Source organism: Delftia sp. WSY_12 (genome assembly GCF_043104645.1).
GTDB classification, from domain to species: Bacteria; Pseudomonadota; Gammaproteobacteria; order Burkholderiales; family Burkholderiaceae_C; genus Comamonas; species Comamonas tsuruhatensis.
This window is the reverse complement of record NZ_JBICKW010000009.1, coordinates 153,700-179,463: the sequence shown is the minus strand read 5'-3', so window position 1 is coordinate 179,463 and position 25,764 is coordinate 153,700. Positions and strand designations below refer to the sequence as shown.

The 25,764-nt window shown below is 66.5% G+C and carries 20 protein-coding genes and 2 tRNA genes; 14 read left to right on the top strand and 8 right to left on the bottom strand.

Annotated features, from left to right (window positions below; genetic code table 11):
- Window positions 1-26: 26 nt before the first annotated feature.
- The 3 genes from serB to mfd form a co-directional block, all read right to left on the bottom strand.
- Complete coding sequence (gene serB / locus ACF8LI_RS05010) at window positions 27-740, bottom strand: phosphoserine phosphatase SerB (RefSeq protein WP_012204694.1); 714 nt, start codon at window positions 738-740, stop codon at window positions 27-29.
- Between the two features lie 135 nt (window positions 741-875).
- Window positions 876-1,541, bottom strand: a complete 666-nt coding sequence (locus ACF8LI_RS05005; protein ID WP_392412255.1) for a hypothetical protein — start codon at window positions 1,539-1,541, stop codon at window positions 876-878.
- A 17-nt stretch (window positions 1,542-1,558) separates the two neighbouring features.
- Window positions 1,559-5,053: a transcription-repair coupling factor gene (gene mfd, locus ACF8LI_RS05000; protein ID WP_392412253.1), complete on the bottom strand. Its 3,495-nt coding sequence runs from the start codon at window positions 5,051-5,053 to the stop codon at window positions 1,559-1,561.
- A 161-nt stretch (window positions 5,054-5,214) separates the two neighbouring features.
- Between mfd and ispD the strand changes: the two genes are divergently transcribed.
- Window positions 5,215-6,045: a 2-C-methyl-D-erythritol 4-phosphate cytidylyltransferase gene (gene ispD, locus ACF8LI_RS04995; RefSeq protein WP_392412251.1), complete on the top strand. Its 831-nt coding sequence runs from the start codon at window positions 5,215-5,217 to the stop codon at window positions 6,043-6,045.
- A 16-nt stretch (window positions 6,046-6,061) separates the two neighbouring features.
- Window positions 6,062-6,541 (top strand): 2-C-methyl-D-erythritol 2,4-cyclodiphosphate synthase, encoded by a 480-nt coding sequence (gene ispF, locus ACF8LI_RS04990; RefSeq protein WP_013803157.1) that lies wholly within the window; start codon window positions 6,062-6,064, stop codon window positions 6,539-6,541.
- Between the two features lie 102 nt (window positions 6,542-6,643).
- On the opposite strand, the gene ACF8LI_RS04985 is transcribed toward ispF, so the two are convergent.
- Together ACF8LI_RS04985 and ompR are read right to left on the bottom strand one after the other, a co-directional pair.
- On the bottom strand, window positions 6,644-8,146 hold the full coding sequence (locus tag ACF8LI_RS04985; RefSeq protein WP_012204699.1) for an ATP-binding protein: 1,503 nt from the start codon (window positions 8,144-8,146) through the stop codon (window positions 6,644-6,646).
- 242 nt (window positions 8,147-8,388) lie between these two features.
- Window positions 8,389-9,126: a two-component system response regulator OmpR gene (gene ompR / locus ACF8LI_RS04980; RefSeq protein WP_017404718.1), complete on the bottom strand. Its 738-nt coding sequence runs from the start codon at window positions 9,124-9,126 to the stop codon at window positions 8,389-8,391.
- Between the two features lie 305 nt (window positions 9,127-9,431).
- On the opposite strand from ompR, the gene ACF8LI_RS04975 reads away from it, so the two are divergent.
- Entirely contained in the window at window positions 9,432-10,178 is a 747-nt protein-coding gene (locus tag ACF8LI_RS04975; RefSeq protein WP_034363125.1) for an SIMPL domain-containing protein, read from the top strand.
- 73 nt (window positions 10,179-10,251) lie between these two features.
- On the opposite strand, the gene ACF8LI_RS04970 is transcribed toward ACF8LI_RS04975, so the two are convergent.
- The gene (locus ACF8LI_RS04970; RefSeq protein ID WP_016445272.1) at window positions 10,252-11,046 is read right to left on the bottom strand and encodes a 3-hydroxybutyrate dehydrogenase; all 795 of its coding nucleotides are present in this window, start codon (window positions 11,044-11,046) and stop codon (window positions 10,252-10,254) included.
- 69 nt (window positions 11,047-11,115) lie between these two features.
- Here ACF8LI_RS04970 and ACF8LI_RS04965 point away from each other — a divergent pair, with 69 nt between their 5' ends.
- The 3 genes from ACF8LI_RS04965 to ACF8LI_RS04955 all read left to right on the top strand — a co-directional run bounded on the left by ACF8LI_RS04965 (window position 11,116) and on the right by ACF8LI_RS04955 (window position 14,513).
- Complete coding sequence (locus ACF8LI_RS04965) at window positions 11,116-12,123, top strand: alpha/beta fold hydrolase (protein ID WP_392412331.1); 1,008 nt, start codon at window positions 11,116-11,118, stop codon at window positions 12,121-12,123.
- The gene (locus ACF8LI_RS04960) at window positions 12,120-14,369 is read left to right on the top strand and encodes a bifunctional (p)ppGpp synthetase/guanosine-3',5'-bis(diphosphate) 3'-pyrophosphohydrolase (protein ID WP_016445274.1); all 2,250 of its coding nucleotides are present in this window, start codon (window positions 12,120-12,122) and stop codon (window positions 14,367-14,369) included. Before ACF8LI_RS04965 ends, ACF8LI_RS04960 begins: the two co-directional genes overlap by 4 nt.
- 67 nt (window positions 14,370-14,436) lie before the next feature.
- A tRNA-Val gene (locus ACF8LI_RS04955) sits at window positions 14,437-14,513 on the top strand.
- Window positions 14,514-14,660: 147 nt separating this feature from the next.
- Here the strand turns inward: ACF8LI_RS04955 and speG are convergent.
- Together speG and ACF8LI_RS04945 are read right to left on the bottom strand one after the other, a co-directional pair.
- Window positions 14,661-15,191 carry a spermidine N1-acetyltransferase gene (gene speG / locus ACF8LI_RS04950; RefSeq protein ID WP_016445275.1) on the bottom strand — a complete coding sequence of 177 codons (531 nt, stop codon included), beginning with the start codon at window positions 15,189-15,191 and terminating at the stop codon, window positions 14,661-14,663.
- Between the two features lie 4 nt (window positions 15,192-15,195).
- Entirely contained in the window at window positions 15,196-15,876 is a 681-nt protein-coding gene (locus tag ACF8LI_RS04945; RefSeq protein WP_392412248.1) for a TetR/AcrR family transcriptional regulator, read from the bottom strand.
- A 324-nt stretch (window positions 15,877-16,200) separates the two neighbouring features.
- On the opposite strand from ACF8LI_RS04945, the gene ACF8LI_RS04940 reads away from it, so the two are divergent.
- From ACF8LI_RS04940 to rimO, 8 genes are all read left to right on the top strand, one after another.
- Window positions 16,201-17,568, top strand: coding sequence for an NAD(P)-dependent oxidoreductase (locus ACF8LI_RS04940; RefSeq protein WP_392412246.1), 1,368 nt, complete (start codon window positions 16,201-16,203; stop codon window positions 17,566-17,568).
- Between the two features lie 34 nt (window positions 17,569-17,602).
- The gene (preA, locus tag ACF8LI_RS04935; RefSeq protein ID WP_013803150.1) at window positions 17,603-18,922 is read left to right on the top strand and encodes an NAD-dependent dihydropyrimidine dehydrogenase subunit PreA; all 1,320 of its coding nucleotides are present in this window, start codon (window positions 17,603-17,605) and stop codon (window positions 18,920-18,922) included.
- A gap of 132 nt (window positions 18,923-19,054) precedes the next feature.
- The gene (locus tag ACF8LI_RS04930) at window positions 19,055-20,548 is read left to right on the top strand and encodes an NCS1 family nucleobase:cation symporter-1 (protein ID WP_016445279.1); all 1,494 of its coding nucleotides are present in this window, start codon (window positions 19,055-19,057) and stop codon (window positions 20,546-20,548) included.
- Window positions 20,549-20,578: 30 nt separating this feature from the next.
- Window positions 20,579-22,039: a dihydropyrimidinase gene (gene hydA, locus ACF8LI_RS04925; protein ID WP_126312383.1), complete on the top strand. Its 1,461-nt coding sequence runs from the start codon at window positions 20,579-20,581 to the stop codon at window positions 22,037-22,039.
- A gap of 24 nt (window positions 22,040-22,063) precedes the next feature.
- A complete protein-coding gene (locus ACF8LI_RS04920; protein WP_279492822.1) occupies window positions 22,064-23,332 on the top strand; it encodes a Zn-dependent hydrolase in 1,269 nt (422 codons plus the stop codon).
- A gap of 70 nt (window positions 23,333-23,402) precedes the next feature.
- Window positions 23,403-23,479: transfer RNA gene (locus tag ACF8LI_RS04915), tRNA-Val, on the top strand.
- Window positions 23,480-23,724: 245 nt separating this feature from the next.
- On the top strand, window positions 23,725-24,264 hold the full coding sequence (gene phaR, locus ACF8LI_RS04910; RefSeq protein ID WP_016445296.1) for a polyhydroxyalkanoate synthesis repressor PhaR: 540 nt from the start codon (window positions 23,725-23,727) through the stop codon (window positions 24,262-24,264).
- A 92-nt stretch (window positions 24,265-24,356) separates the two neighbouring features.
- On the top strand, window positions 24,357-25,745 hold the full coding sequence (gene rimO, locus ACF8LI_RS04905) for a 30S ribosomal protein S12 methylthiotransferase RimO (RefSeq protein WP_047468807.1): 1,389 nt from the start codon (window positions 24,357-24,359) through the stop codon (window positions 25,743-25,745).
- Window positions 25,746-25,764 lie beyond the last annotated feature (19 nt).

Sequence of the window (25,764 nt, the reverse complement as noted above, 5' to 3'; positions counted from 1 at the left end):
CCTGCGCCAGCCCCCGCCGCCGGTTTTCAGCGCAGCACTTCCAGCAGGCGGTCCAGGCCGCCTTCGGTGATGGAGACCTTGGCCTCGTTGCGCACGCGCGGCTTGGCGTGGTAGGCCACGGACAGGCCTGCGACCTGCATCATGGGAATGTCGTTGCTGCCGTCGCCCACGGCGATGCACTGGTCGGGGCGAATGCCCAGCAGCGAGGCGACTTCCAGCAGCGTGCGGCGCTTTTCGGCGCCGTCGCAGATGTCGCCCCAGGGCTGCTCGATCAGGCCGCCGGTCAGCGCGCCATCGCGCATCTCCAGCACGTTGGCACGCACGAAGTCGATGCCCAGCATGCCGCGCACATGTTCGGCAAAGTAGGTGAAGCCGCCCGAGACCAGCAGCACCTTCAGGCCCGCAGCCTGGGCTGCGCGCACCAGGGTTTCGGCGCCCGGGGAGAGCTTCAGGCGCTCGGCCAGCACGCGGGCCATGTCGGCCTCGGTCACGCCGACGAGCTTGCCCACGCGCTGGCGCAGGCTGTCCTTGAAGTCGGTGATCTCGCCGCGCATGGTGGCTTCGGTGATGGCCGAGACCTCGGCCTTCTTGCCGGTGGCGTCGGCGATCTCGTCGATGCACTCGATGGTGATCAGCGTCGAGTCCATGTCGAACGCGATGAGCTTGTAGTCGGCCAGCTTCAGTGGCGGCTGGATGCCGCGGATCAGCAGTCCGGGCGCGAATTCGGTGACATCGGTCATGGGTGGGGCAGCAAAAAGGGACGGGCCGCCGGGCTGGCGGGTATCAGGCGCGAATCATATCCAGAGCCAGGGCCGCGCGGCGCAGTCACTGGCCTTGGCACTGCGGCGCGCCACGGCTTGTGCCTGGATGCGCCCTCAGGGCGCGGGCGGGCGGCGCAGGTAGATGGCGTCCGACCAGGTGGCCAGCCATTGGGGGCGAAACACCACGAAGATGGCCGTCACCATGCCGGTGACCACGGCATCGCCCCAGGCCATGAGCCAGCGCGCAATGCGCGACAGGTCCTCGTTGACACCGGGAAGCGAGTGGCCTGCGGCCTGCGCCAGCAGGGCCGAGATGAAGACGCACAGCACCGTGCCCGCAAAGCCGCGCGCGAGAATGAAGACAAAGATCTGGTGCGGCAGCCAGCGCCGCAGCGCCGCACCCCAGAGCATGGCCAGCGTGGCGGGCACGATGCCCTGCCAGACCGAGATGCCCAGCGCATCTCCCCAGCCCAGGGCCGGCGACAGCAGGGCGGCCAGCCCGCCCACGATGAGCAGCAGCGGCACGGCCAGAGGCCAGCCCAGCATGAGCACCACCAGCGGCGCCGAGGACCACTGCAGTTGCAGCGGCATGCGGTGCAGCGTGGGCAGGGCCCAGATCCAGGGCAGCAGCACGAGCACGCCCAGCAGCGGCGTGACCAGGGGCGAGGTCATGCGGTCCTGCGGGCCGCCCGGACCCGGGCGGCCGGCCAGCATGCGCCAGGGGCGCAGCCACAGCGCGGTGGCCAGGGCCAGCAGGGCGATGCTCGCTTCGAGGAACATGGCTGGAACGACGCGTTCTATGCGGGCTGGGCCGCCTTCGCTTCCACCAGCGGCTGGCCCAGGCTGCGCAGCACGTCGCGCACCATCTGGGCACGGTCCTTGGGGTTGTCCAGGGCACGCTCGATGCGCAGCTTCTCGTTGCCGGCCAGCTTGATGTGCTTGTTCTTCTGGATGAGGTGGATGATGGCCATCGGGTCCACGGGCGGCTGGGGCTTGAAGGTGATGTTGATGACGCCGGGCGCCGCATCCACCTTGACCACGCCGTAGGGCTGGGACAGCACGCGCAGGCGGTGCACGTCGATCAGCGTCTGCGCCTGGGGCGGCAGCTTTCCGAAGCGGTCCACAATTTCTTCGAGCAGGGTGTCGATCTGGTCGCTGGTGCGGGCCGTGGCCAGTTTCTTGTAGAAGGACAGGCGCAGGTGCACGTCGCCGCAGTAGTCGTTGGGCAGCAGTGCCGGCGCGTGCAGGTTGATGTCGGTGGAGGCCGACAGCGGGCTGAGCAGGTCGGGCTCCTTGCCGGCCTTGAGGCTGCGCACGGCCTCGGACAGCATCTCGTTGTAGAGCTGGAAGCCCACCTCCATCATGTTGCCGCTCTGGTTCTCGCCCAGCACCTCGCCGGCGCCGCGGATCTCCAGGTCGTGCATGGCCAGGTAGAAGCCCGAGCCCAGTTCCTCCATCTGCTGGATGGCCTCCAGCCGCTGCTGGGCCTGCTTGGTCAGGCTGTCCAGGTCGGGCACCATCAGGTAGGCATAGGCTTGGTGGTGGCTGCGGCCCACGCGGCCGCGCAGCTGGTGCAGCTGGGCCAGGCCGAACTTGTCGGCGCGGCTGATGAGGATGGTGTTGGCGCTGGGCACGTCGATGCCCGTCTCGATGATGGTCGAGCACAGCAATATGTTGTAGCGCTGGGCCACGAAGTCGCGCATGACGCGCTCGAGCTCGCGCTCGGGCATCTGGCCGTGGGCCACGGCGATGCGGGCCTCGGGCAGGATTTCCTCGAGCTTTTGCTTGCGGTTCTCGATGGTCTCGACCTCGTTGTGCAGGAAGTAGCACTGGCCGCCGCGCTTGAGCTCGCGCAGCACGGCCTCGCGGATCACGCCCGTGCCCTCGTTGCGCACAAAGGTCTTGATGGCCAGGCGCCGCTGGGGCGCGGTGGCGATGACGGACAGGTCGCGCAGGCCTTCCAGCGCCATGCCCATGGTGCGCGGGATGGGCGTGGCCGTCAGCGTGAGCACGTCCACCTCGGCGCGCATGGCCTTCATGGCTTCCTTGTGGCGCACGCCGAAGCGGTGCTCCTCGTCGATGATCAGCAGGCCCAGGTTCTTGAACTGCGTGGACTCGGACAGCAGCTTGTGCGTGCCCACGACGATGTCCACCGAGCCGTCGGCAATGCCCTTGACGGCCGCCGTGATCTCCTTGCCCGAGCGAAAGCGCGAGACTTCGGCCACCTTGATCGGCCACTTGGAGAAGCGGTCCACCAGGGTCTGGTAATGCTGCTCGGCCAGCAGCGTGGTGGGCGCGAGAAAGGCCACCTGCTTGCCGCCCGTGATGGCCACGAAGGCCGCGCGAAGCGCCACCTCGGTCTTGCCGAAGCCCACGTCGCCGCAGACCAGGCGGTCCATGGGCTGGGGGCTGATCATGTCCTGGATCACGGCGTGGATGGCGGCGCGCTGGTCCGCCGTTTCCTCGAAGCCGAAGTCGTTGGCGAATTGCTCGTAGTCCTGGGGCGAGTAGCGGAAGGCATGGCCCTGGCGTGCGGCGCGGCGTGCGTAGATGTTCAGCAGCTCGGCCGCGGAGTCGCGCACCTGCTCGGCCGCCTTGCGCTTGGCCTTTTCCCACTGCGTGCCGCCGAGCTTGTGCAGCGGCGCGTCCTCGGGTGAGACGCCCGTGTAGCGGCTGATCAGCTGCAACTGGCTGACGGGCACGTAGAGCACGGCGTTGCCAGCGTACTCCAGGTGCAGGAATTCCTGCACGGCCGGCGTGCCGTCGGGGTTCTTCTGGCCCATGTCCATGTGGACCAGGCCCTGGTAGCGGCCGATGCCGTGGTCCGAGTGCACCACGGGGTCGCCCACCTTGAGTTCGGACAGGTCCTTGATCAGTGCCTCGACATCGCTGACCTGCTCCTGCCGGCGGCGCCTGCGGCCCGTGGGGCTGGTGGCGAACAGCTCGGTCTCGGTGACGAAGTCCAGGCCTTCCTCCACCCAGGCAAAGCCGTTCATCAGCCCGGCAGTGGCAATGCCCACCTTCTCGCCCGCATCGCCCTGGAACTCGGCCAGCGAGTCGAAGACCGGCGGGTTCACGCCCGAGGCGCGGAAGAAGTCCAGCAGGCTTTCGCGCCGGCCATCGGACTCGGCCAGCAGCAGGATGCGGTGGGCGCTGGCGGCAATGTGCCTTTGCAGGCGCGCCAGACGGTCTTCCGCGCCGCGCACCACGGACAGGTCCTCCAGCTTCTGGAAGATGGCGCTGTCGGCCACGTCCTCGGTGCCTGGGCGCAGCGCGAGCTGGGCGTGCTCCTTGGCGCGCGTGTAGAACTGGTCGGCGGACAGGAACAGCACCTCGGGCGGCAGGGCCGGGCGCTCGGGGTCGCCCTGCACCAGTCGGAAGCGCTCCTTGGTGTCCTGCCAAAAGCGCTGGAAGGCCGGCTCCAGGTCGCCATGCATGACCACGGTGGCATCGGCGCCCAGGTAGTCGAAGACGGTGGCCGTTTCGTCGAAGAACAGCGGCAGGTAGTACTCGATGCCGGCCGTGGCAATGCCCTGGCCCATGTCCTTGTAGATGCGGCTGCGCGTGGGATCGCCCTCCAGCAGCTCGCGCCAGCGCTGGCGGAACTTGGCGCGCGCGTCCTCGTCCATGGGGAACTCGCGGCCGGGCAGCAGGCGCACCTCGGGCACGGGGTAGAGGCTGCGCTGGGTGTCGGGGTCGAAGGTGCGGATGGAGTCGATCTCGTCGTCGAACAGGTCCACGCGGTAGGGCTGCAGCGAGCCCATCGGGAACAGGTCGATCAGGCCGCCGCGCACCGCGTACTCGCCGTGGCTGACCACCTGGGAGACATGCTGGTAGCCGGCCAGCGTCAGCTGGGCCTTGAGTTTGGCCTCGTCCAGCTTCTGGCCGCTCTTGAACTCGAAGGTGTAGCCGGCCAGGAAGGAGGGCGGCGCCAGTCGGTACAGCGCGGTGGTGGCGGGCACCAGCACCACGTCGGCGCCATGCTCCTTGTCGCGCTGGTTGATGCGCCACAGCGTGGCCAGGCGCTCGCTGATCAGGTCCTGGTGGGGAGAGAAGCTGTCGTAGGGCAGGGTCTCCCAGTCGGGGAACAGCGCGCAGCGCAGGCCCGGGGCGAAGAAGGCCATCTCGTCGATCAGCCGCTGGGCATCCGAGGCGTCGGCCGTGACGATGGCTGTCACCCGGCCTGCCGCCTTCTCGCGCTCGCCCAGGCGGGCCAGCAGCAGGGCGTCGGCGCTGCCCACGGGGCGGGGCAGGGTGAAGCGTTTTCCGGGAGTGAGCTTGGGCAGTTCCATGGTGCTTGGACGTGGGCGCCGCAGCGCCTGGGCGAAGTAACGACAAAACCCCTCGGCACGCGCAGAGGGGTATCGAAGCATTTTAGCCAGCACGCATGGCGGCCATGCAGGCATGCCCGCATGGCCATGGCGGCACATGGCCGTCACTACAATGCGCCACCATGACAGATCTGCTTGCGGCGGCTGCGCCCGCATCCCTGGAGCCGGCCCGCCTGTGGGCCTTGATCCCCTGCGCTGGCACGGGCTCGCGCGCCATCGCGCCCGATGCGCCTGCGCCTGAACTGCCCAAGCAATACCACCTGGTGGCCGGTGCGCCCATGGTGGCGCACACGCTGGCCGCCTTTGCGGGTGCAACGCGCGTACACCACACGCTGGTGGTGATCGCGCCCGGCGACGATTTCTGGCGCCAGGGCCTGCCGGGCCCGTCGCCCACGCGCTACTCCACGGCGGCATGCGGAGGCGCCACGCGGGCCGAATCCGTGACCAACGGCCTGAAGGAGCTGCTGGCGCGCGGTGCGAGCGCGCATGACTGGGTGCTGGTGCACGACGCCGCGCGCTGCCTGGTGACGCCCGCGCTCATCGATGCCCTGATCGACGCCTGCGAGCACGATGCCGTGGGCGGCCTGCTGGCGCACAAGCTGCCCGACACGCTCAAGACGGCCGTGGCCGGGCCCAGCGGGGTGCGCGTGGCGGGCACGGTGGACCGCAGCGACAAATGGCTGGCGCAGACGCCGCAGATGTTCCGCATCGCGCCGCTGCTCGATGCGCTGCAGCACGCCGGCTCGGCCGTGACCGACGAGGCCAGCGCCATGGAGGCCGTGGGCCAGCGCCCGCGCCTGGTGCCCGGCGGCGCGCAGAACTTCAAGGTCACCTATCCGGACGATTTCGCGCTGGCCGCCGCCGTGCTGTCGCAGCGCGAGCGCAGCACCACGCTGGAGCGATACCGGGGCCAGCGCGACCATCCGCAGGCGTCGGGCAATCCATTTTTCTGAACCTGGAATGTTTCACATGAATTTTCGTATTGGCGAGGGCTGGGACGTGCATGCCCTGGTGCCCGGGCGCAAGCTGATCCTGGGCGGCATCGAGGTGCCGCACGAACTGGGGCTGCTGGGCCATTCCGATGCCGACGTGCTGCTGCACGCCATCACTGACGCGCTGCTGGGCGGCGCGGCGCTGGGCGACATCGGCCGGCATTTCCCCGACACCGACCCCGAATTCCGTGGCGCCGATTCGCTGGTGCTGCTGGTGGAAGCGGCGCGCCGCGTGCGCGCCACGGGGCTGGAGATCGGCAACATCGACAGCACCATCATTGCCCAGGCCCCCAAGCTGGCGCCGCACATTCCTGCCATGCGCGAGCGCATCGCCACGGCGCTGGGGCTGGCGCTGGACCAGGTCAACGTCAAGGCCAAGACGGCCGAAAAGCTTGGCCCCGTGGGCCAGCAGCAGGCCATGGAGGCGCGCGCCGCCGCCTTGCTGTTCCGCGCCTGACCGGAGGTGGCCATCCCCATGGCAAAAGGCCCCGGCGATCGGTCAACGATCGCCGGGGCCTTTGTATCTGCCGAACGTATCTGACGAACGCGCGCTGCGGGCTCAGTCCTCGCCGTCCAGGGCGCCGTCCTGCGCACGCGGGGGCAGCTGGCGCTTGATCTGCGGGCGCTGCAGACGCTGCTCGGGCTCGGCGCCCTTGGCCACGCCCGAGGCACGCTGCAACTGCACATGGGCAACCAGCCCGCCCGTGGAGGAGTTGGACAGCGCAAACACGCCGCCCATGCGCTGCACCGTCTTGTCCACGATGGACAGGCCCAGGCCCGCGCCCGCTGCGGCCGTGCGCGCGGAGTCGCCACGGAAGAAGGGCTGGGTCAGGCTGGCCAGCTGCTCGGGCGGCACGCCACGGCCATGGTCGCGGATGCGGATCACCACCCAGCTTTCGCGTTCCGATGCCGTCACATCCACGTGGGTGGTTTCGGTCTCGGGCGTCTTGCCGTAGCGGCGTGCGTTCTCGAACAGGTTGGAGATCACGCGCGCCAGTTCCACCTCGTCGGCCAGCACATAGACGCCTTCGGGCACGGCCATGCTGATCTGCAGCTCGCGGTGGTCCTGCACCGCATAGACGCAGGAGGACACCACGGCATGCAGGTTCACTGGGTTGAGGGTCACATGGTCGGGGCGGGCGTAGTCCAGGAATTTGTCGATGGTGGCGTCCAGCTGCACGATGTCGGCCACCATGTGCTCGCGCGCCACGTCGTCCACCACGCTCATCTCGGTCTCCAGCCGCAGGCGGGCGAGCGGCGTGCGCAGGTCGTGGGAGATGCCAGCCAGCATCACCGCACGGTCCTGCTCCAGCTGGGCCAGTTTCTGCGCCATGCGGTTGAAGCCGATGTTGACCTCGCGGATCTCGCTGGTGACGGCTTCCTCGTCCAGCTGGCTGGCGTCGAAGTCGCCATCTCGCACGCGGTTGGCCGCATAGCTCAACTGCTTGAGCGGCCGGTTGATCAGGCGCGCGATGGCTGCCGCCCCCGCCAGGGACAGCAGGCCGGCCGTGATCAGCCAGATCAGCCAGGTGCGCCCGCTGGCCGGCGTGAAGCGCGAGCGGTCCATCAGCAGCCAGGTGCGGTCGCCATTGATGGTGAAGCCCACCCACAGGCCGGGCTCGCCATTGACGCTGCGCGCCACGATGGTGCCGTAGCCCAGGCGGCGCGTGAGCTCCTCGGTCAGGCGCTTGCCCAGCGTGCTCTGGTCCAGCAGCTCGAAGCTGTCGCCAGGCTCGCGCGGCAGAATGCGCACGCCTTCCTGGTCGGCCATGGTCTTGATCAGCGAGACGCGGTTGATGGCATCCGAATGCACCAGGGCCGCGCGGCTGAGGTTGACCAGCGAGGCGATCTGCTGGGCGGTGTGCAGCGTGCGCGGCTCGAACTCGAAGGCGCGCAGCGTCTGCAGCCACGCCAGGATGCTGCCCACCAGCAGCAGGGCCAGCAGGCAGAAGGTACGCCAGAAAAGATTGAGTCCCAGCGGAGAGCGCGCAGTCATGCGCCGCTCGTAGTCGAGCGGCGCAGGGCTGGTGGCGTCATGGGGCGGGACGGTGAAGGAACTCATGGAAGCGGTTCGTCATTCTAGGGGCCGGCTGCGAGATTACGCCTGTGCCGGCCAGCCTGCGTTACCGGTTGTCTCGGGCGACAGGGTGAGGTTTTGGCGCTGCGCATTGTCAACGGCACATAAAACGTTACGGCCCCAACCCAGGGACGCCGAGCAAGAGCCGCCTCGCGGCGTGGGCGTCGTCCCCCTCTCGCGGAGCGAGAGAGGGGGAAGGCGCGCAGCGCCTCAGGGGGTGATGCATTTCAGTTCGCGCCGTCCGGTACGAACACATAGCCGACGCCCCAGACCGTCTGGATATAGCGCGGAGCGGCGGCATCTTCCTCGATCAGCTTGCGCAGGCGCGAGACCTGCACGTCCAGGCTGCGGTCGAAGGGCTCGAATTCGCGGCCACGCGCCAGCAGGGCCAGCTTCTCGCGCGACAGCGGCTGGCGCGGGTGGCGCACCAGGGCCTTGAGCATGGCGAATTCGCCCGTGGTCAGCGGCAGTTCCTCGCCGTTCTTTTGCAGCACGCGCGTGCCCAGGTCGAAGGTGAAGGGGCCGAAGCTCACCACCTCGTTGTCGCCGGAAGGCGCGCCCGGCGCTTCCTGCGGCGGGCGGCGGCGCAGCACGGCATGGATGCGGGCCAGCAGTTCGCGCGGGTTGAAGGGCTTGCCCAGGTAGTCGTCGGCGCCCACTTCCAGGCCCACGATGCGGTCCACATCCTCGCCCTTGGCGGTCAGCATGATGATGGGCGTGCGGTCGTTGGCCGAGCGCAGGCGGCGGCAGATGGACAGGCCATCTTCGCCGGGCATCATCAGGTCAAGCACGATCAGGTCCACCGTTTCGCGCAGCAGGATGCGGTTCAGCGCCTTGCCATCTTCGGCAATCATGATCTCGAAGCCTTCCTGCGTCAGGTAGCGGCGCAGCAGGTCGCGGATGCGCGCATCGTCATCCACCACCAGGATCTTGTCGGTGCGGTTGGTCGTAGTGGCCATGTTCATCCTCGGTCGGTCATTTGTAACAGCCGCCATTGTTACCAGCTTGCGCCGAAAAGTCTGGACAAACCCCCGAAATATTGCCGTGTGTTACAGATGTTGCGTTTAAATTTAGAACGGAAAATGTGTCTTTAGAATATTTAACTATGGATTTTCCATGTTGATGCATTTATCGTTGCAATAATGTTGTCAATGGAGGAGCCGGCAGGCCTGCTTGGCTCCACACCTGTCACCATCTGGCGGCATGCCGTAGCGAAAGGGCGGCATGCAGTTGTATCCCTGAACTACCTTTCATTTCAAAGGGTGAACGCATGAGCAAGCTTTCCAAACAGCTGTCCCGCCCCTGGGTCAAGTCCGTGGTCGCGGCCACTGCGCTGGCCTGTGCCAGCGGTGCCTGGGCGCAGAACGCCGCCACGGCGCCGGCACAGCCTGCCAATGTGGTGCAGTTGTCTGCAGAAGGCTCGGTGGACGTGGTGCAGGACCTGCTGACCGCCACCTTGTCGGCCACGCGCGAAGGGCGTGATGCCGCCACGGTCCAGTCCCAGCTGCAGAAGGTGGTCGAGGCCGCCATGGCCGTGACCAAGCGCAGCGCCCAGCCGGGCCAGATGGATGTGAGCACCGGCAGCTTCGGCATCTATCCGCGCTATGGCAAGGACAACAAGGTGGAAGGCTGGCAGGGCCGCGCCGAGATTCTTTTGCAGGGCCGCGACTTCGCGCGCATCACGCAGACGGCGGCCCAGGTGCAGGACATGACGCTGTCGCAGGTGGGCTTCGGCCTGTCGCGCGAGGCCCGTGAAAAGGTCGAAGGCGAGGCCCAGGCCAAGGCCATCGAGCAGTTCAAACAGCGTGCCACCACGCTGTCCAAGAGCTTCGGCTTTGCCAACTACAGCCTGCGCGAGGTCAATGTCAGCAGCAGCGACACCTCCGTGCCCATGCCGCGTCCGCGCATGATGGCCATGTCCGCCAAGGCCGCCGGCGCGGAAATGGATGCCGTGTCCGTGGAAGCGGGCAAGGCGCAGGTGATGGTCCACGTGTCGGGCTCGGTGCAGATGTATTGAGCAGGCGTGGGCCGCCCATGAATAAAGGAGCGCCGTGGCGCTCCTTTTTTGACGTGAACCGGTGCTGGCGCGCTTACTGCGCCGCCCAGCCGCCATCCATGTTCCAGGCCACGCCGCGCACGTTGGCTGCGGCGGGCGAGCAGAAGAACACCGCCAGTTCGCCCAGTTCCTCGGGCGTGGTGAACTGCATGGAGGGCTCTTTCTCGCCCAGCAGCAGCTTCTTGGCTTCTTCGTTGCTGATGCCGTGCTGCTCGGCCTTGGCGTCCACCTGCTTTTGCACCAGTGGCGTCAGCACCCAGCCGGGGCAGATGGCGTTGCAGGTGATGCCGGAGGTGGCGTTCTCCAGCGCCGTGACCTTGGTCAGCCCGACAATGCCGTGCTTGGCCGCCACGTAGGCAGACTTCTGCGCCGAACCCACCAGGCCGTGCACCGAGGCCACGTTGATGATCCGGCCCCAGCCCTTGCCGCCATCGGCCGCCTGCATCATGGGCAGGACCAGGCGCGAGGTGTGGAAGGCGCTGGACAGGTTGATGGCGATGATGGCGTCCCAGCGCTCGGGCGGGAAGTCTTCCACGCGCGCCACGTGCTGGATGCCGGCATTGTTCACGAGGATGTCGATCTGGCCGAAATTGCGCACGCTGTACTGGACCATGTCCTCGATGTCCGCCACGCGGCTCATGTCGGCGCCGTGATAGGCGACCTGGGCGCCGGCGGCCTGGCCTGCGGCCAGCACTTCGGCACGGGGGCCGTCCACATCGCCGAAACCATTGAGCACGATATTGGCGCCCTGGCGGGCCAGCGCCTTCGCGATCCCGAGGCCGATGCCGCTGGTCGAGCCGGTCACGAGGGCGGTCTTGCCTTTCAACATAGAGAGTCTCCGAATGAATGTACGATGCAACACAGCCATTATCGGCGCCGGCTCCGCGAATGCGTTTCCATGAATCATCCTACGCTGAACTACGTATCCTGCCCGGGGGTTGCCGGGCGTGCCTCACCCTGGAGCCGTACTGCCAGCCCGGCTGCTCAAGAGAATGCTTCGCACCGCATGGCTTATTGGGAATGGAATCGCACCGGCGATCCGCACCATCCCCATGTCGTGGTCTGCGTGCACGGCCTTTCGCGCCAGGGGCGTGACTTCGACGCGTTGGCCGAGCGGCTCAGCGAACGTGCCCGCGTGATCTGCCCCGATGTGGTCGGGCGTGGCGAAAGCGACTGGCTGCAGGATCCGACCGCCTACCAGGTGCCTCTTTACGCAGCCGACATGCTGGCCTTGCTGGCCCAGGTGCATGCGCAGGCGCCTGTCGAACAATTGGATTGGGTGGGCACCAGCATGGGCGGGCTGATCGGCATAGCGCTTGCGGGCCAGCCGGGGCTGCCGCTGCCGGCGCCCATTCGCAGGCTGGCGCTCAACGATGTGGGGCCTGTCATCGAGTGGTCTGCCCTGGAGCGCATAGGGCAGTACCTGGGCAAGGGCGCGCATTTTGAAAATCTTGAGCAGGCAGCCCATGCGCTGCTCTTGATTTCCGAAGGCTTCGGCCCACATAGCGAAGGGCAATGGTTGCGATTGACGCGACCTATGATGCGGCCGGCCGCCGATGGCGGCCTTGTCCTGCACTATGACCCTCAGATTGCGGTGCCCCTGCAGCACATGACGCGCGAGATGGCCCAGGCCGGCGAAGCGCTGCTGTGGCAGCTGTATGACCAGATCAAGGCACGCGTCTTGCTAGTTCGTGGTGCGCAGTCCGACCTGCTGACGGCGGCCACGGCACAGGCCATGGCGCAGCGAGGGCCGAAGGCGCATTGCGTGGAATTTGAAGGGGTGGGACATGCGCCCACCTTCGTCGCGGCAGGGCAGGTGGCCTTGCTGTGCCGGTTCTTATGGGGAGAAGAGCGCTTGCCAAGCACCATGAATCTTGCCGAGCAGGCCAGGGAGAGTGACGAATGAAGACTGCCAGCAGCGAGGCCGCCGTGCAGGCGCCTTCGCCCGGCGCAGCCGCGCCGGGCCAGGTGCCGTCGGTGCTGCCGCACCTGATCACGGCCACGTCGCAGACCCTGCCCGAACAGGTCAACGCGCTGGCGCGCGCGCGCAGCTTTGCCGAGCCGCTGATCGCCACCGAGACCATGGAGTCCGGTGAGAACACCATGGCCCATGCCGATGCGGTGGCTGCCATCCTCAAGACCATCGGCGGCTCCGAAACCATGCAGGCGGCGATCTATCTGGTGCATGCCAGCGTGCACCTCAATCGCCCGCAGGAAGTGATCGCCAAGGCCTTTGGCGAGAATTTCGCCACCCTGGCCGTGGAAACCAACAAGCTCATGCGCGTGCAGGAGCAGGCACGTGGCGCCGAGCTGGGCGGCCAGTACCTGGACGATGAGGCCACGCAGACCGAGAACGTGCGCAAGATGCTGCTGGGTTTCTCGCGCGACCTGCGCGTGGTGCTGCTGCGGCTGGCGTCGCGCCTGCAGACGCTGCGCTACTACGCAGCCAGCAAGCGCCCGGTCTCGCCCGGCATTGCGCGCGAGGCGCTGACGGTGTTTGCGCCGCTGGCCAACCGGCTGGGCATCTGGCAGATCAAGTGGGAGCTGGAGGATCTGTCCCTGCGCTTCCTGGAGCCCGAGACCTACCGCGAAGTGGCCCGCCTGCTCGATGAAAAGCGTGTGGAGCGTGAAGCCTATATGGAGCAGATGCGCGCACGGCTGGAGGCCGACCTGCGCGCGCACAGCATCAGCGCCACCGTGCAAGGCAGGCCCAAGCACATCTACAGCATCGTCAAGAAGATGCGAGGCAAGTCGCTGAACTTCGACCAGGTCTTCGACATCCGCGCCATGCGTGTCGTCGTGCCCACGATCAAGGACTGCTACGCCACCCTGTCCTGGGTGCATGAGCAGTTCACGCCCATCGAGGCGGAATTCGACGACTACATCGCCAAGCCCAAGCCCAACGGCTACCAGTCGCTGCACACCGTGGTGCGCGACGAGACGGGCCGCGCCATCGAGATCCAGATCCGCACCCAGGCCATGCACGACCATGCCGAGCACGGCGTGGCCGCCCACTGGGCCTACAAGGAGGCGGGCACCAAGGGATACGCGGGTGTCACGGCCAGCAGCGAGTACGACGCCAAGATCGCCGTGCTGCGCCAGTTGCTGGCCTGGGGCAGCGACCTGGCGGGCGCCCACCATCGGGGCCTGTTCGAGGACCGCATCTACGTGCTCACTCCCGATGCGGCCGTCATCGAGCTGCCGCAGGGCGCGACGCCCGTGGATTTCGCCTATTCGGTGCACACCAGCCTGGGGCACCGCTGCCGCGGCGCGCGCGTGGACGGCGCCATGGTGCCGCTGAACACGCCGCTGCAAAACGGCCAGACCGTGGAGATCACCACGGTCAAGGAGGGGCGCCCCTCGCGCGACTGGCTCAACGCCGACCTCGGCTACCTGACCAGCAACCGTGCCAAGGCCAAGGTGCGTGCCTGGTTCAATGCCCAGGCCACGCACGAGACCGTGGCGCGCGGCCGCGAGGCGGTCGAGAAACTGCTGCAGCGCGAGGGCAAGACGGCCGTCAAGCTGGAGGAGCTGGCCGTTCAGCTCGGCTTCAAATCGGCCGATGCCTTGTTCGAAGTCGTCGGCAAGGATGAATACTCGCTGCGCAACATCGAGACCGTGCTGCGACCGGCCGAGGCGGAGGAGGAAGTCGAGGAATTCTCCCCGGTGCGCAAGGCACGCGGCACGGACTCGCCCAAGGGCGGCGTGCTGGTCGTGGGCGTGGACTCGCTGATGACGCAGCTGGCCAAGTGCTGCAAGCCTGCGCCGCCGGACGACATCCGGGGCTTTGTCACGCGCGGCAAGGGCGTGAGCGTGCACCGCTGCGACTGCTCCAACTTCCGTGAAATGGCAGCGCGCAATTCCGAGCGCGTGATTGACGTGGCCTGGGGCCAGCCCAAGGCGGCGGCCGTGGCCTCGGCCGTCTACCCGGTCGATGTGTCCGTGGAAGCGGCCGACCGGCAGGGCCTGCTGCGCGATATCTCCGAAGTCTTTGCGCGGGAGAAGACCAATGTCATCGGCGTGCAGACCCAATCCGTCAAGGGAACGGCCTGGATGACCTTCACCGTGGAAGTGGCCGATTCCGGTCGCCTCAACAAGGTGCTGGGCATTGTGGCCGCCGTGGCGGGCGTGCGTTCGGCACGGCGGCGCTGAGCCTGTTCGGGTATTTTTGCCGGAGCCCTGGAAAACCCGTGCTAGAATCGCTTTCTCGAACAAACACAGGCGCGTAGCTCAGCTGGTTAGAGCACCACCTTGACATGGTGGGGGTCGTTGGTTCGAGTCCAATCGCGCCTACCAATTTTCCATTGCCAGATGGAATGCAAAAAGCCTTCTGATCACTCAGAAGGCTTTTTTGTTTGGTTTTTTTTGTTTGTGCGCCCGCCCACGATGGGGAGACTTGCCGGTCAAGGAGGCGGGCAGGGCCCGCGCTCCTCTGTCAGGAGGTCAGGTGCCGACTCCGGCCTGTGCCTGCAGGTAGTCGTTTTGCAGCAGGTACATGCGGATGGCGTTGCGGTACTGGCCGTTGGCGAAGAACTCGTCGATCAGCACGCCTTCCTGCACGAAGCCTATGCGCGCGTAGATGTGGATGGCCTTCTCGTTCTCCTGGTCCACATGGAGAAAGATCTTGTGCAGGTTGAGCGTCTTGAAGCCATAGTCCAGCGCCAGCCGCGTTGCCTGGGCTGCGATGCCCTGGCCCTGCTGCTCGGGGGCGATGATGATCTGGAACTCGGCGCGCCGGTGGATCAGGTCGATCTCCACCAGCTCGACGAGACCGGCGCGATCGCCCTGGTGCTCGACGATGAAGCGGCGCTCGGTCTGATCGTGCACGTGCGCGTCGTAGAGCGCGGAAAGCTCGTCGAAGGTCTCGTAAGGCTCCTCGAACCAGTAGCGCATGATGGCGGCATTGTTGTTGAGCAGATGCACTGAGCGCAGATCTTCGCGCTCCAGGGGTCTCAGGCGGATGCTGTGATTCATGCGCTCATTGTGCGAGAGCCGCGGTATCCGGCTGCAGGCCACGGATTACCAGCCGGTAGATCAGATCGGCCGCCGTGTCGTAGTCGTCGGCGGTCAGTTCCGGCCGGCCCAGCAGCAGCGCGAACTGGGCCTGCTGGTCGGCGTAGGCCTGGGTCACGGACCAGAGGATGAACATCAGGTGGGTGAAATCCACGCGGGCAATCTTGCCCTGCGCCACCCAGCGCTCGAAGGCCTGCACGTCGGCTGCCAGCGCCGGGCCTACCTGGCTCGATATGGCCTGCCCGAAGCGGGGCGCGCCGGCCATCACCTCGCGCGTGAAGACACGGGAGCCATGGGGCCGCTCGCGCGAGGACCGCAGCTTGGCCCGGATGTAGATGCGCAAGGCCTCCGCCGGGTCGTCGCCGCGCAGCAGGTCGGACATGCCGGCGAGCCACTGCGTCAGCACATCGCCCAGCACGCGCAGATACAGGTCCTCCTTGCTGGCGAAGTAGTACAGCAGGTTGTGGCGGCTGAGGCCGGCGTCGTGCGCGATCAGTTCCAGCGATGCGCCTTCGAAGCCGTATTGCGCAAAGTGAAGCTCGGCCGTCTGCAGGATGTTCAGTTCCTTGCGCAGGCGTGCGGCCGTGGGTTTGCGCGTGGCCGATCGCGCCAGGGAAGGGGGCGCATTGTCAGAAAGGGTTGCCATTGCGCAGATGGTAAGTGGAGATAAGTGGCGCCATTTTGGTGCGATTGTCTGGCATCTTTCTTGCTGACGACTTTCTGGGTGATTTTACTGATTGGTAAATTTTTTCACCCGCGTAAATTCCGTTCCACCCCCAGTGCGCCCGACAAGAGGCGTCACTTGCACATGCGAGGACCACGATGAAACCTCCGAAGACTGTGTTGCTGGATCCGGGGCCTTGCAGGAGTTCATCCTGCGGGCCGCCTTGCGTTGTCCGAGATGGCCCGGCATGGCCCTGCATGCCGTGTCCCCCTTCACGCCCTCAATCCTGACTCTGGAGGATGCACCATGGATAGCCCCTCGCACCGCGCCTGCGGCATTGCCGCCGGCCGCCTGAACCTGGCCGACTACGCGGCCAATTTCTCCGACGCCCACCCCCCGCTGAACCGCGCCCAGGCCCTGATCGAGGCCGAGCGCTGCTACTACTGCTATGACGCGCCGTGCACCACGGCCTGCCCCACCAGCATCGATGTGCCGGCCTTCATCGCCCGCATCGCCCAGGACAACGTCCGTGGCGCGGCGCGCGAAATCCTCACGGCCAACCCGCTGGGCGGCATGTGCTCCCGCGTCTGTCCCACGGAGCAGTTGTGCGAGCAGGCCTGCGTGCGCAACACCCAGGAAGACAAGCCGGTCGAAATTGGTGCACTGCAACGCTATGCGACCGATGCCTTCATGGCCTCCGGTGGTGCACCGCTGTTCCAGCGTGCCGCCGCCACGGGCAGGAAGGTGGCCGTGGTCGGAGCTGGCCCTGCCGGCCTGACCTGCGCGCACCAATTGGCGCTGCAGGGCCATGAGGTGGTGCTGTTCGATGCCCGGCCCAAGCTGGGCGGGCTCAATGAATACGGCCTGGCCAGCTACAAGACCCCCGGTGATTTTGCGCAAAAGGAAATCGACTGGCTGCTGTCCGTGGGCGGGATCACGCCGCGCAACAACCAGCGGCTGGGGCGAGATTTCACGCTGGATTCGCTGCTGGCAGAGCATGACGCCGTATTCCTCGGCCTGGGCCTGGCGGGCGTCAATGCGCTGGGCGCGGCCGAGCCGCAGGCCGAAGGCTTGCGCAATGCGGTGGACTTCATTGCCGACATCCGCCAGGCGGCCGACAAATCCATGGTGCCGGTGGGCCGGCGCGTGGTGGTGATCGGCGGCGGCATGACGGCGGTGGATGCGTCCGTGCAGGCCCGGCTGCTGGGCGCCGACGAGGTCACCATGTTCTACCGCCGGGGCAAGGATGCGCTGTCCGCCTCCTGGGTGGAGCAGGAATGGGCGCAGACCCATGGCGTCAACCTGCGGCTGTGGGCCGCGCCCCAGGAGATCCTGGTGCAGGACGGCAAGGTCTGCGGCGTGCGCATGGCCTGCACCCGCATGGAGGGCGACAGGCTGCAGGTGACGCAGGAAGTGTTCGACGTGCCGGCCGACATGGTGCTCAAGGCCATTGGCCAGACCTATGTCGCCACGCCGGCGGGCGCGGCCATTGCCTTGCGTGACGGCCGTATCGACACCGACGACGAAGGCCGCACCAGCGTGCCGCGCGTGTGGGCCGGCGGCGACTGCCGCGCCGGTGGCCAGGACCTGACCGTGCAGGCGGTGGAGCACGGCAAGGTCGCCGCGCGGGCCATGAACCAGGCGCTGACCAGCGCCGTGGCGGCCGGGGTTTGAGCGGCTGTGCCCGCGCTTTTCAAGGAGCATCGACATGGCAGACATCAGCAGCCGCTTTCTGGGCATTTCCAGCCCCAATCCGTTCTGGCTGGCCTCGGCACCGCCCACGGACAAGGAGATCAACGTCACCCGCGCATTCGAGGCCGGCTGGGGCGGCGTGGTGTGGAAGACGCTGGGCGAGGACCCGCATGTGGTCAACGTGAACGGGCCGCGCTACTCCACCCTCATGGCGCAGGACCGGCGCGTGATGGGCCTGAACAACATCGAGCTGATCACCGACCGGCCGCTGCGCACCAACCTGGAGGAAATGACCCGCGTGAAAAAGGCCTGGCCTGACCGCGCGCTGATCGCCTCGCTGATGGTGCCCTGCGTGGAGGAAAGCTGGAAGCGCATCCTGCCCATGGTGGAGGACACCGGCGCCGACGGGCTGGAGCTGAACTTCGGCTGCCCGCACGGCATGAGCGAGCGCGGCATGGGCGCGGCCGTGGGCCAGGTGCCCGAGTACATCCAGATGGTCACGCAGTGGTGCAAGCAGTACAGCCGGCTGCCGGTGATCGTGAAGCTCACGCCCAACATCACCGACGTGCGCTTTCCCGCGCGGGCGGCCAAGGCCGGCGGGGCGGATGCGGTGTCCCTGATCAACACCATCAACTCGCTGATGGGCGTGAACCTGGACACCCTGGTCATGCACCCCAGCACCGACGGCCAGGGCTCGCACGGCGGCTACTGCGGCCCGGCCGTGAAGCCCATCGCCCAGAACATGGTGGCCGAGATCGCGCGCGACCCGCAGACAGCGGGCCTGCCCATCTCGGGGATCGGCGGCATCACCACCTGGAAGGACGCGGCCGAATACATCGCGCTGGGATGCGGCAATGTCCAGGTGTGCACGGCGGCCATGGTCTACGGCTTTCGCATCGTGCAGGACATGTGCGACGGGCTGTCCAACTACATGGACGCGCACGGCTTTGCGCGCATCGAGGACTTCCAGGGCCGGGCCGTGCCCACGGTCAGGGACTGGAAGGACCTCAACCTCAACCACATCGACAAGGCCGTCATCAACCAGGACAGCTGCATCCAGTGCGGGCGCTGCCACGTGGCCTGCGAGGACACCTCCCACCAGGCCATCACCTTCAGCAAGGAGGGCGGTGTGCGCCGCTTCGAGGTGGATGACACCGAATGCGTGGGCTGCAACCTGTGCGTGTCCATCTGCCCCGTGCCCGAGTGCATCACCATGCGCAGCCTGCAGCCGGGCGAGGTGGACCCCCGCACCGGCCAGACGGTCACCGGGGAGTATGCGAACTGGACCACGCACCCGAACAACCCCATGCGCCAGGCCGTGACGGCGCAGGGCTAGAGGGGGCATTGCGGCAGGTCGGCGCACGGCCCGGATCCGGGCCGACCTGGCACGAAATGCGCTTGATGGAAAAAGTCAGACCCTGGATCAGCAATGGATTGGTGATTTCTCTCTTCGAGAAGGAGCTTCGCAATGTCGCATGCCCCGCATTCCGGTGAGTCCGCAGGCAGCCTGTGGAACCACGACCTCGCACCCACGCTGCCGAGCCAGCGCACCTGGACCTGGTACCACTTCGCCGCCCTGTGGATAGGCATGGTGATGTGCATCCCGGCATACACGCTGGCCGCCAGCATGATCACGAACGGCATGTCGTGGTCGCAGGCGGTGATGACGGTGTTCCTGGGCAATCTCATCGTGCTGATTCCCATGCTGCTCATCGGCCATGCCGGGGCCAGGTACGGCATTCCCTTTGCCGTGCTGGCCCGTGCCTCGTTCGGCACCCACGGCGCCAAGCTGCCGGCCATGCTGCGGGCCCTGGTGGCCTGTGGCTGGTACGGCATCCAGACCTGGTTCGGCGGCATGATGATCTACACCCTGCTGGGCGTGCTGCTGGGCCATCCGCTGGAAGGCGAGAAGATCGCTGGCCTGGGCATCAATGTGGGGCAGCTGGTGTGCTTTCTGGTGTTCTGGGCGATCCAGTTCTACTTCGTGGTGCATGGCATCGAGTCCATCCGCAAGCTGGAGACCTGGACAGCGCCGCTCAAGATCCTGATCTGCTTCGTGCTGCTGGGATGGGTCTACCAGAAGGCCGGCGGCTTCGGCCCCATCATGGAGCAGCCTTCGCAGTACGCGCCGGGTGGCCCCAAGGCGGGCCAGTTCATGTCGGTGTTCTGGCCGTCGCTGACGGCCATGGTGGGCTTCTGGGCCACGCTGGCCTTGAACATTCCGGACTTCACGCGCTTTGCCAAGTCGCAGAAGGACCAGGTGGTGGGCCAGGCCATCGGCCTGCCCGTGCCCATGGGGCTGCTGGCCATGCTGGCGGTGGTGGTGACATCGGGCACCGTGGTGATCTACGGCAAGGCCCTGTGGGACCCCGTGGATGTCGCCAGCCGCATGACGGGCGCGGCCGTGCTGATCGCGCTGATCGTGCTGCTGATCGACACCGTGAGTGTGAACCTGGCGGCCAACCTGGTGGGGCCGGCCTATGACTTCTCCGCCCTGGCGCCCAGGAAGATCAGCTACCGCGTGGGCGGCTACATGACGGTGGCCATTGCCATCGTGATGATGCCCTGGAAGATCCTGGAATCGACCGAGGGCTACATCTTCACCTGGCTGATCGGCTACTCGGCACTGCTGGGGCCGATCGCGGGCATTCTGATGGTGGACTACTTCCTGGTGCGCAAAAAGCAGCTGGTGGTGGAAGACCTGTACAGGGAAGAGGGCGTCTACCGCTACTCCAACGGCTGGAACTGGGTGGCCGTGGCCGCCTTCGCCCTGGGCGTGGCGCCCAACCTGCCCGGCTTCCTGCACGCGGCGTTTCCCGCTGCATTCCCGAACGTGGGTGATTTCTTCAAGCATGCCTATGACTACGCATGGTTCATCGGCCTGTTCATTGCCGGCGTGGTCTACCGCATCGGCATGGCAGGCCAGGTGACCAAGGGCGCTCCCGCGCTGAGCAAGGCATAGGCCGGACCAACCAACAGGAGGCATGACGCTATGGGTCAATCACAGGGTTCGGTATGGGTGCGTGGCGGCACGGTGGTGAATGCAGACCGGCAGGAGAAGGCCGACGTGCTGTGCGTGGATGGGGCGATTGCGGCCGTGGGGCCGGATGTGGCGGCCCTGGTGCCGGCCGGGGCGCAGGTGATCGATGCCTCGGGGCAGTTCGTCATGCCCGGCGGCATCGATCCGCACACCCACATGCAACTGCCCTTCATGGGCACGGTCACGGCCGATGACTTCTACACCGGCACGGCGGCGGCGCTGGCCGGTGGCACCACCAGCATCATCGACTTCGTCATTCCCGATCCGCAGGAGCCGCTGCTGGACGCCTACCGCAAATGGCGCGGCTGGGCCGAGAAGGCTGCGGCCGACTACTCCTTCCATGTGGCCGTCACTTGGTGGAGCGACAGCGTCCATGCCGACATGGGCACGCTGGTGCGCGAGGAGGGCATCAACAGCTTCAAGCACTTCATGGCCTACAAGAACGCCATCATGTGCGACGACGAAACGCTGGTGAACAGCTTCAAGCGCGCGCTGGAGCTGGGCGCCATGCCCACGGTGCATGCCGAAAACGGCGAGCTGGTCTACCTGCTGCAGCAGGAAGTGGCCAAGATGGGCATCACCGGGCCCGAGGGCCATCCGCTGGCCCGCCCGCCCATGGTGGAGGCCGAGGCGGCCAACCGCGCCATCGCCATCGCCGGCGTGCTGGGCGTGCCCATCTACGTGGTGCATGTCAGCTGCACCGAGGCGGCGCAGGCCATTGCCGCGGCCCGTGCACGCGGCCAGCGCGTGTATGGCGAAGTGCTGGCCGGCCATCTGGTGATCGACGAAAGCGTGTACCGCGACCCCGACTTCGCCAAGGCGGCCGCCCACGTGATGAGCCCGCCCTTCCGGGCCAAGGGCCATCAGGAGGCCTTGTGGCAGGGCCTGCAGTCGGGCCAGCTGCACACCACGGCCACCGACCATTGCACCTTCTGCGCCGCGCAGAAAGCCATGGGCCGGGACAACTTCGCCAAGATCCCCAACGGCACCGGCGGCGTGGAGGAGCGTCTGGCCGTGATCTGGGATGCGGGCGTGAACACCGGCCGGCTGACGCCCAGCGAATTCGTGGCCATCACCTCGGCCAACACGGCCAAGCTTTTCAACATCTATCCGCGCAAGGGCCTGGTCGGCGTGGGCGCCGATGCCGATCTGGTCGTATGGGACCCTGCTGCCACGCACACCCTGTCGGTCAAGACCCAGCATTCCAAGGGTGACTACAACATCTTCGAGGGGCGCACCGTACAAGGCATGCCCAGCCACACCATCAGCCAGGGCGTGGTGGCCTATGCGCAGGGCGATCTGCGTGCCGAGAAGGGCAAGGGGCGCTATATCAAGCGCCCGGCCTTCGGCCCCAACTTCGACGCGGTGCAGCGCCGCGCCGCCACGCTGCAGCCCACGGCCGTGGCGCGCTGAAGCCCGCATGACAAGGAGACCGCAATGGATACAGATACCCAAGTGAAGCAGGACATCGCGCAGCTGCGCGTCAACGGAAGCCGGTTGTGGGACTCACTCATGGAGCTGGCCCGGATCGGCGCCACGCCCAAGGGCGGCGTCTGCCGCCTGACGCTGACCGACCTGGACCGCCAGGGCCGTGATCTGGTGACCCGCTGGGCGCGCGAGGCGGGCATGACGGTGACCATCGACAAGATCGGCAACGGCTTCATGCGCCGGCCCGGGCGCGACAACAGCCTGCCGCCCATCATGACGGGCAGCCACATCGACACCCAGCCCACGGGCGGCAAGTTCGACGGCAACTACGGCGTGCTGGCGGGGCTGGAGGTGGTGCGCACGCTCAACGACCACGGCATCGAGACCGAAGCGCCCATCGAGGTGGCCTTCTGGACGAACGAGGAAGGCTCGCGCTTCGTGCCGGTGATGATGGGCTCGGGCGTGTTCGCCAAGGCCTTCACGCTGGAGCATGCCTATGCAGCCACCGACTCCGAAGGCAAGACCGTCAAGGGCGAGCTAGAGCGCATCGGCTATGTGGGCAGCCAGGAACCGGGAGACCACCCGATCGGCGCCTACTTCGAGTCCCACATCGAACAGGGCCCGGTGCTGGAGGACAACGCCAGGACCATTGGCGTGGTCACCGGCGTGCTGGGCATCCGCTGGTATGACTGCGTGGTCACGGGCATGGAGGCCCATGCCGGCCCCACGCCCATGGCCCTGCGCAAGGATGCGCTGCAGGCGGCCGCGCAGCTCATGCAGGAAGTGGTGGCCTGCGCCCACCGCCATCCGCCCCACGGGCGCGGCACCGTGGGCATGGTGCAGGTCCATCCCAACAGCCGCAACGTGATCCCGGGGCAGGTCAAATTCAGCATCGACCTGCGCAACGCCACCGATGCCGACTGCGAAGCCATGGACGCCGACATCCGCGCCGTGGCCGACCGCATCAGCCGGGAGACGGGCCTACCCATAGCGATCAACCTGGTGTCCAGCTACCCCGCCCAACCCTTCCATGCCGACTGCGTGGATGCGGTGGCGCGCGCCGCCAAGGCCCTGGGCTACTCGCACATGCCCGTCGTCTCGGGCGCCGGGCATGATGCGGTCTACATGGCGCGGCTGGCGCCGGCCGGCATGGTCTTCATCCCCTGCAAGGACGGCATCAGCCACAACGAGATCGAGGACGCCACGCCGGCCGACATCACCGCAGGCTGCAATGTGCTGATGCACGCCATGCTGGAACGCGCCAGGGTGGCGGGTTGATCCAAAAAACTGCGCAACTTGCCCGGAAGCCCTGTTTTGCACTGCTATACTTGCGGCTTCAACAAACGACAGGCGCGTAGCTCAGCTGGTTAGAGCACCACCTTGACATGGTGGGGGTCGTTGGTTCGAGTCCAATCGCGCCTACCAAACACAGCAGTCTCACCAGGGGCTGCAAAAAAGAAATCCCGCTTCAAGCGGGATTTTTTTTGCCCCAACGGTTGCATGGCGGCCATTTGCCGTGTCGCATGCGTTGATCCCCATCAGGGTTACTGCTGCGCCGGGTGCTGCAGGTGCTGCCTAGAATCTGTTGCAGTGCAATAGCCGATTGCCCGCACGAGCCGGTGCAAGCAGGCGCAAACAGGTACAGCAGGTACAAGAGGAGAAGCATTGCAATGCAAGAGACGACAACAGCCGCCGCCCCCAGCGCCCAGCGCGTGATCAAGAAATACCCCAACCGCCGTCTCTACGACACCAACACGTCCTCCTACATCACGCTGACGGAAGTCAAGCAGCTCGTGATGGGCAACGAGCCCGTGGTGGTCAAGGACGCCAAGACGGGCGAAGACCTCACGCGCAGCATCCTGCTGCAGATCATTCTGGAAGAAGAGGCGGGCGGCGCCCCCATGTTCTCCGAGACCGTGCTGGCCAACATCATCCGTTTCTACGGCCACGCCATGCAGGGCTACATGGGCTCCTACCTGGAAAAGAACGTGCAGATGTTCACCGACTTCCAGAACAAGCTGGCCGAGCAGGCCCAGGGTACGTCGCCCGAGGCCTGGAGCCAGTTCATGCGCATGCAGCCGCCCGCCATGCAGAACATGATGAGCAGCTACATGGAGCAGTCGCAGAACATGTTCGCCCAGATGCAGGAGCAGATGCAAAAGCAGACCGAGCAGATGCTGGGCGCGCTCGGGATCAAGCGCAATAGCTGAGCTTGCAGGGATAAGTTCGGGGGCGGTTTACCAAGTTCGCGCAGAACTGGGACAATATCGCCCCTATGACCCCCACGAGCGACGCAACAACCATGACAACCCCTGCCGGCGCGGCCGCTCCGCGCGTGGGATTCGTCTCCCTCGGGTGCCCAAAGGCACTCACGGACTCCGAACTCATCCTTACCCAGCTCAGCGCCGAGGGCTACCAGACCTCCAAGACCTTCGAGGGCGCTGACCTGGTGATCGTCAACACCTGCGGCTTCATCGATGACGCCGTGCGCGAGAGCCTGGACACCATTGGCGAGGCGCTGGCCGAGAACGGCAAGGTCATCGTCACGGGCTGCCTGGGTGCCAAGGCGGGCAAGGATGGCGGCAACCTGATCCAGGAAGTGCATCCCAGCGTGCTGGCCGTGACCGGTCCGCACGCCACGCAGGAGGTGATGAATGCCGTCCACACCCATCTGCCCAAGCCGCACGATCCCTTCATCGACCTGGTGCCGGGCGCCTTTGGCGAGGCGGGCATCAAGCTCACGCCCAGGCACTACGCCTACCTGAAGATTTCCGAGGGCTGCAACCACCGCTGCACCTTCTGCATCATTCCCTCCATGCGCGGCGATCTGGTTTCGCGTCCGGTGGGCGATGTGCTCAAGGAGGCGCGTGCGCTGTTCGAGGGCGGCGTCAAGGAACTGCTGGTGATCAGCCAGGACACCTCGGCCTATGGCGTGGACGTGAAGTACCGCACGGGCTTCTGGGACGGCAAGCCGGTCAAGACGCGCATGCTCGAACTGGTGCAGACGCTGGCCGAGATCGCCGAGCCCTATGGCGCCTGGGTGCGCCTGCACTATGTCTACCCGTACCCCAGCGTGGACGAGATCATTCCGTTCATGGCCACGGGCCGCGTGCTGCCCTATCTGGACGTGCCTTTCCAGCACAGCCATCCCGATGTCTTGAAGCGCATGAAGCGCCCCGCCAACGGTGAAAAGAACCTGGAGCGCCTGCAGCGCTGGCGCGAGATCTGTCCCGACCTGGTGATCCGCTCCACCTTCATCGCCGGCTTCCCCGGCGAGACGGAGCAGGAGTTCGAGCACCTGCTGCAGTTCCTGCGCGAGGCGCAGATCGACCGTGCGGGCTGCTTTGCCTACAGCCCCGTCGAAGGCGCCGCCGCCAATGAGATCCCCGGCATGCTGCCCCTGGAAGTGCGTGAGGAGCGCCGCGCGCGCTTCATGGCCGTGGCCGAAGAGGTTTCCACTGCGCGCCTGCAAAAGCGCGTGGGCCAGACGATGCAGGTGCTGGTGGACAAGTCCGTGGGCCTGGGCAAGAAGGGTGGCGTGGGCCGCAGCTATGCCGATGCCCCCGAGATCGACGGCTTGGTGCACCTGCTGCCGCCCGAGAAGGCCAGCAAGACCTACAAGGTGGGCGACTTCGTGAAGGCGCGCATCGTGGGCACGCAGGGTCACGACCTGGTGGGCCAGCCCGTGTAAGGCCTGCATTCGCATCCCT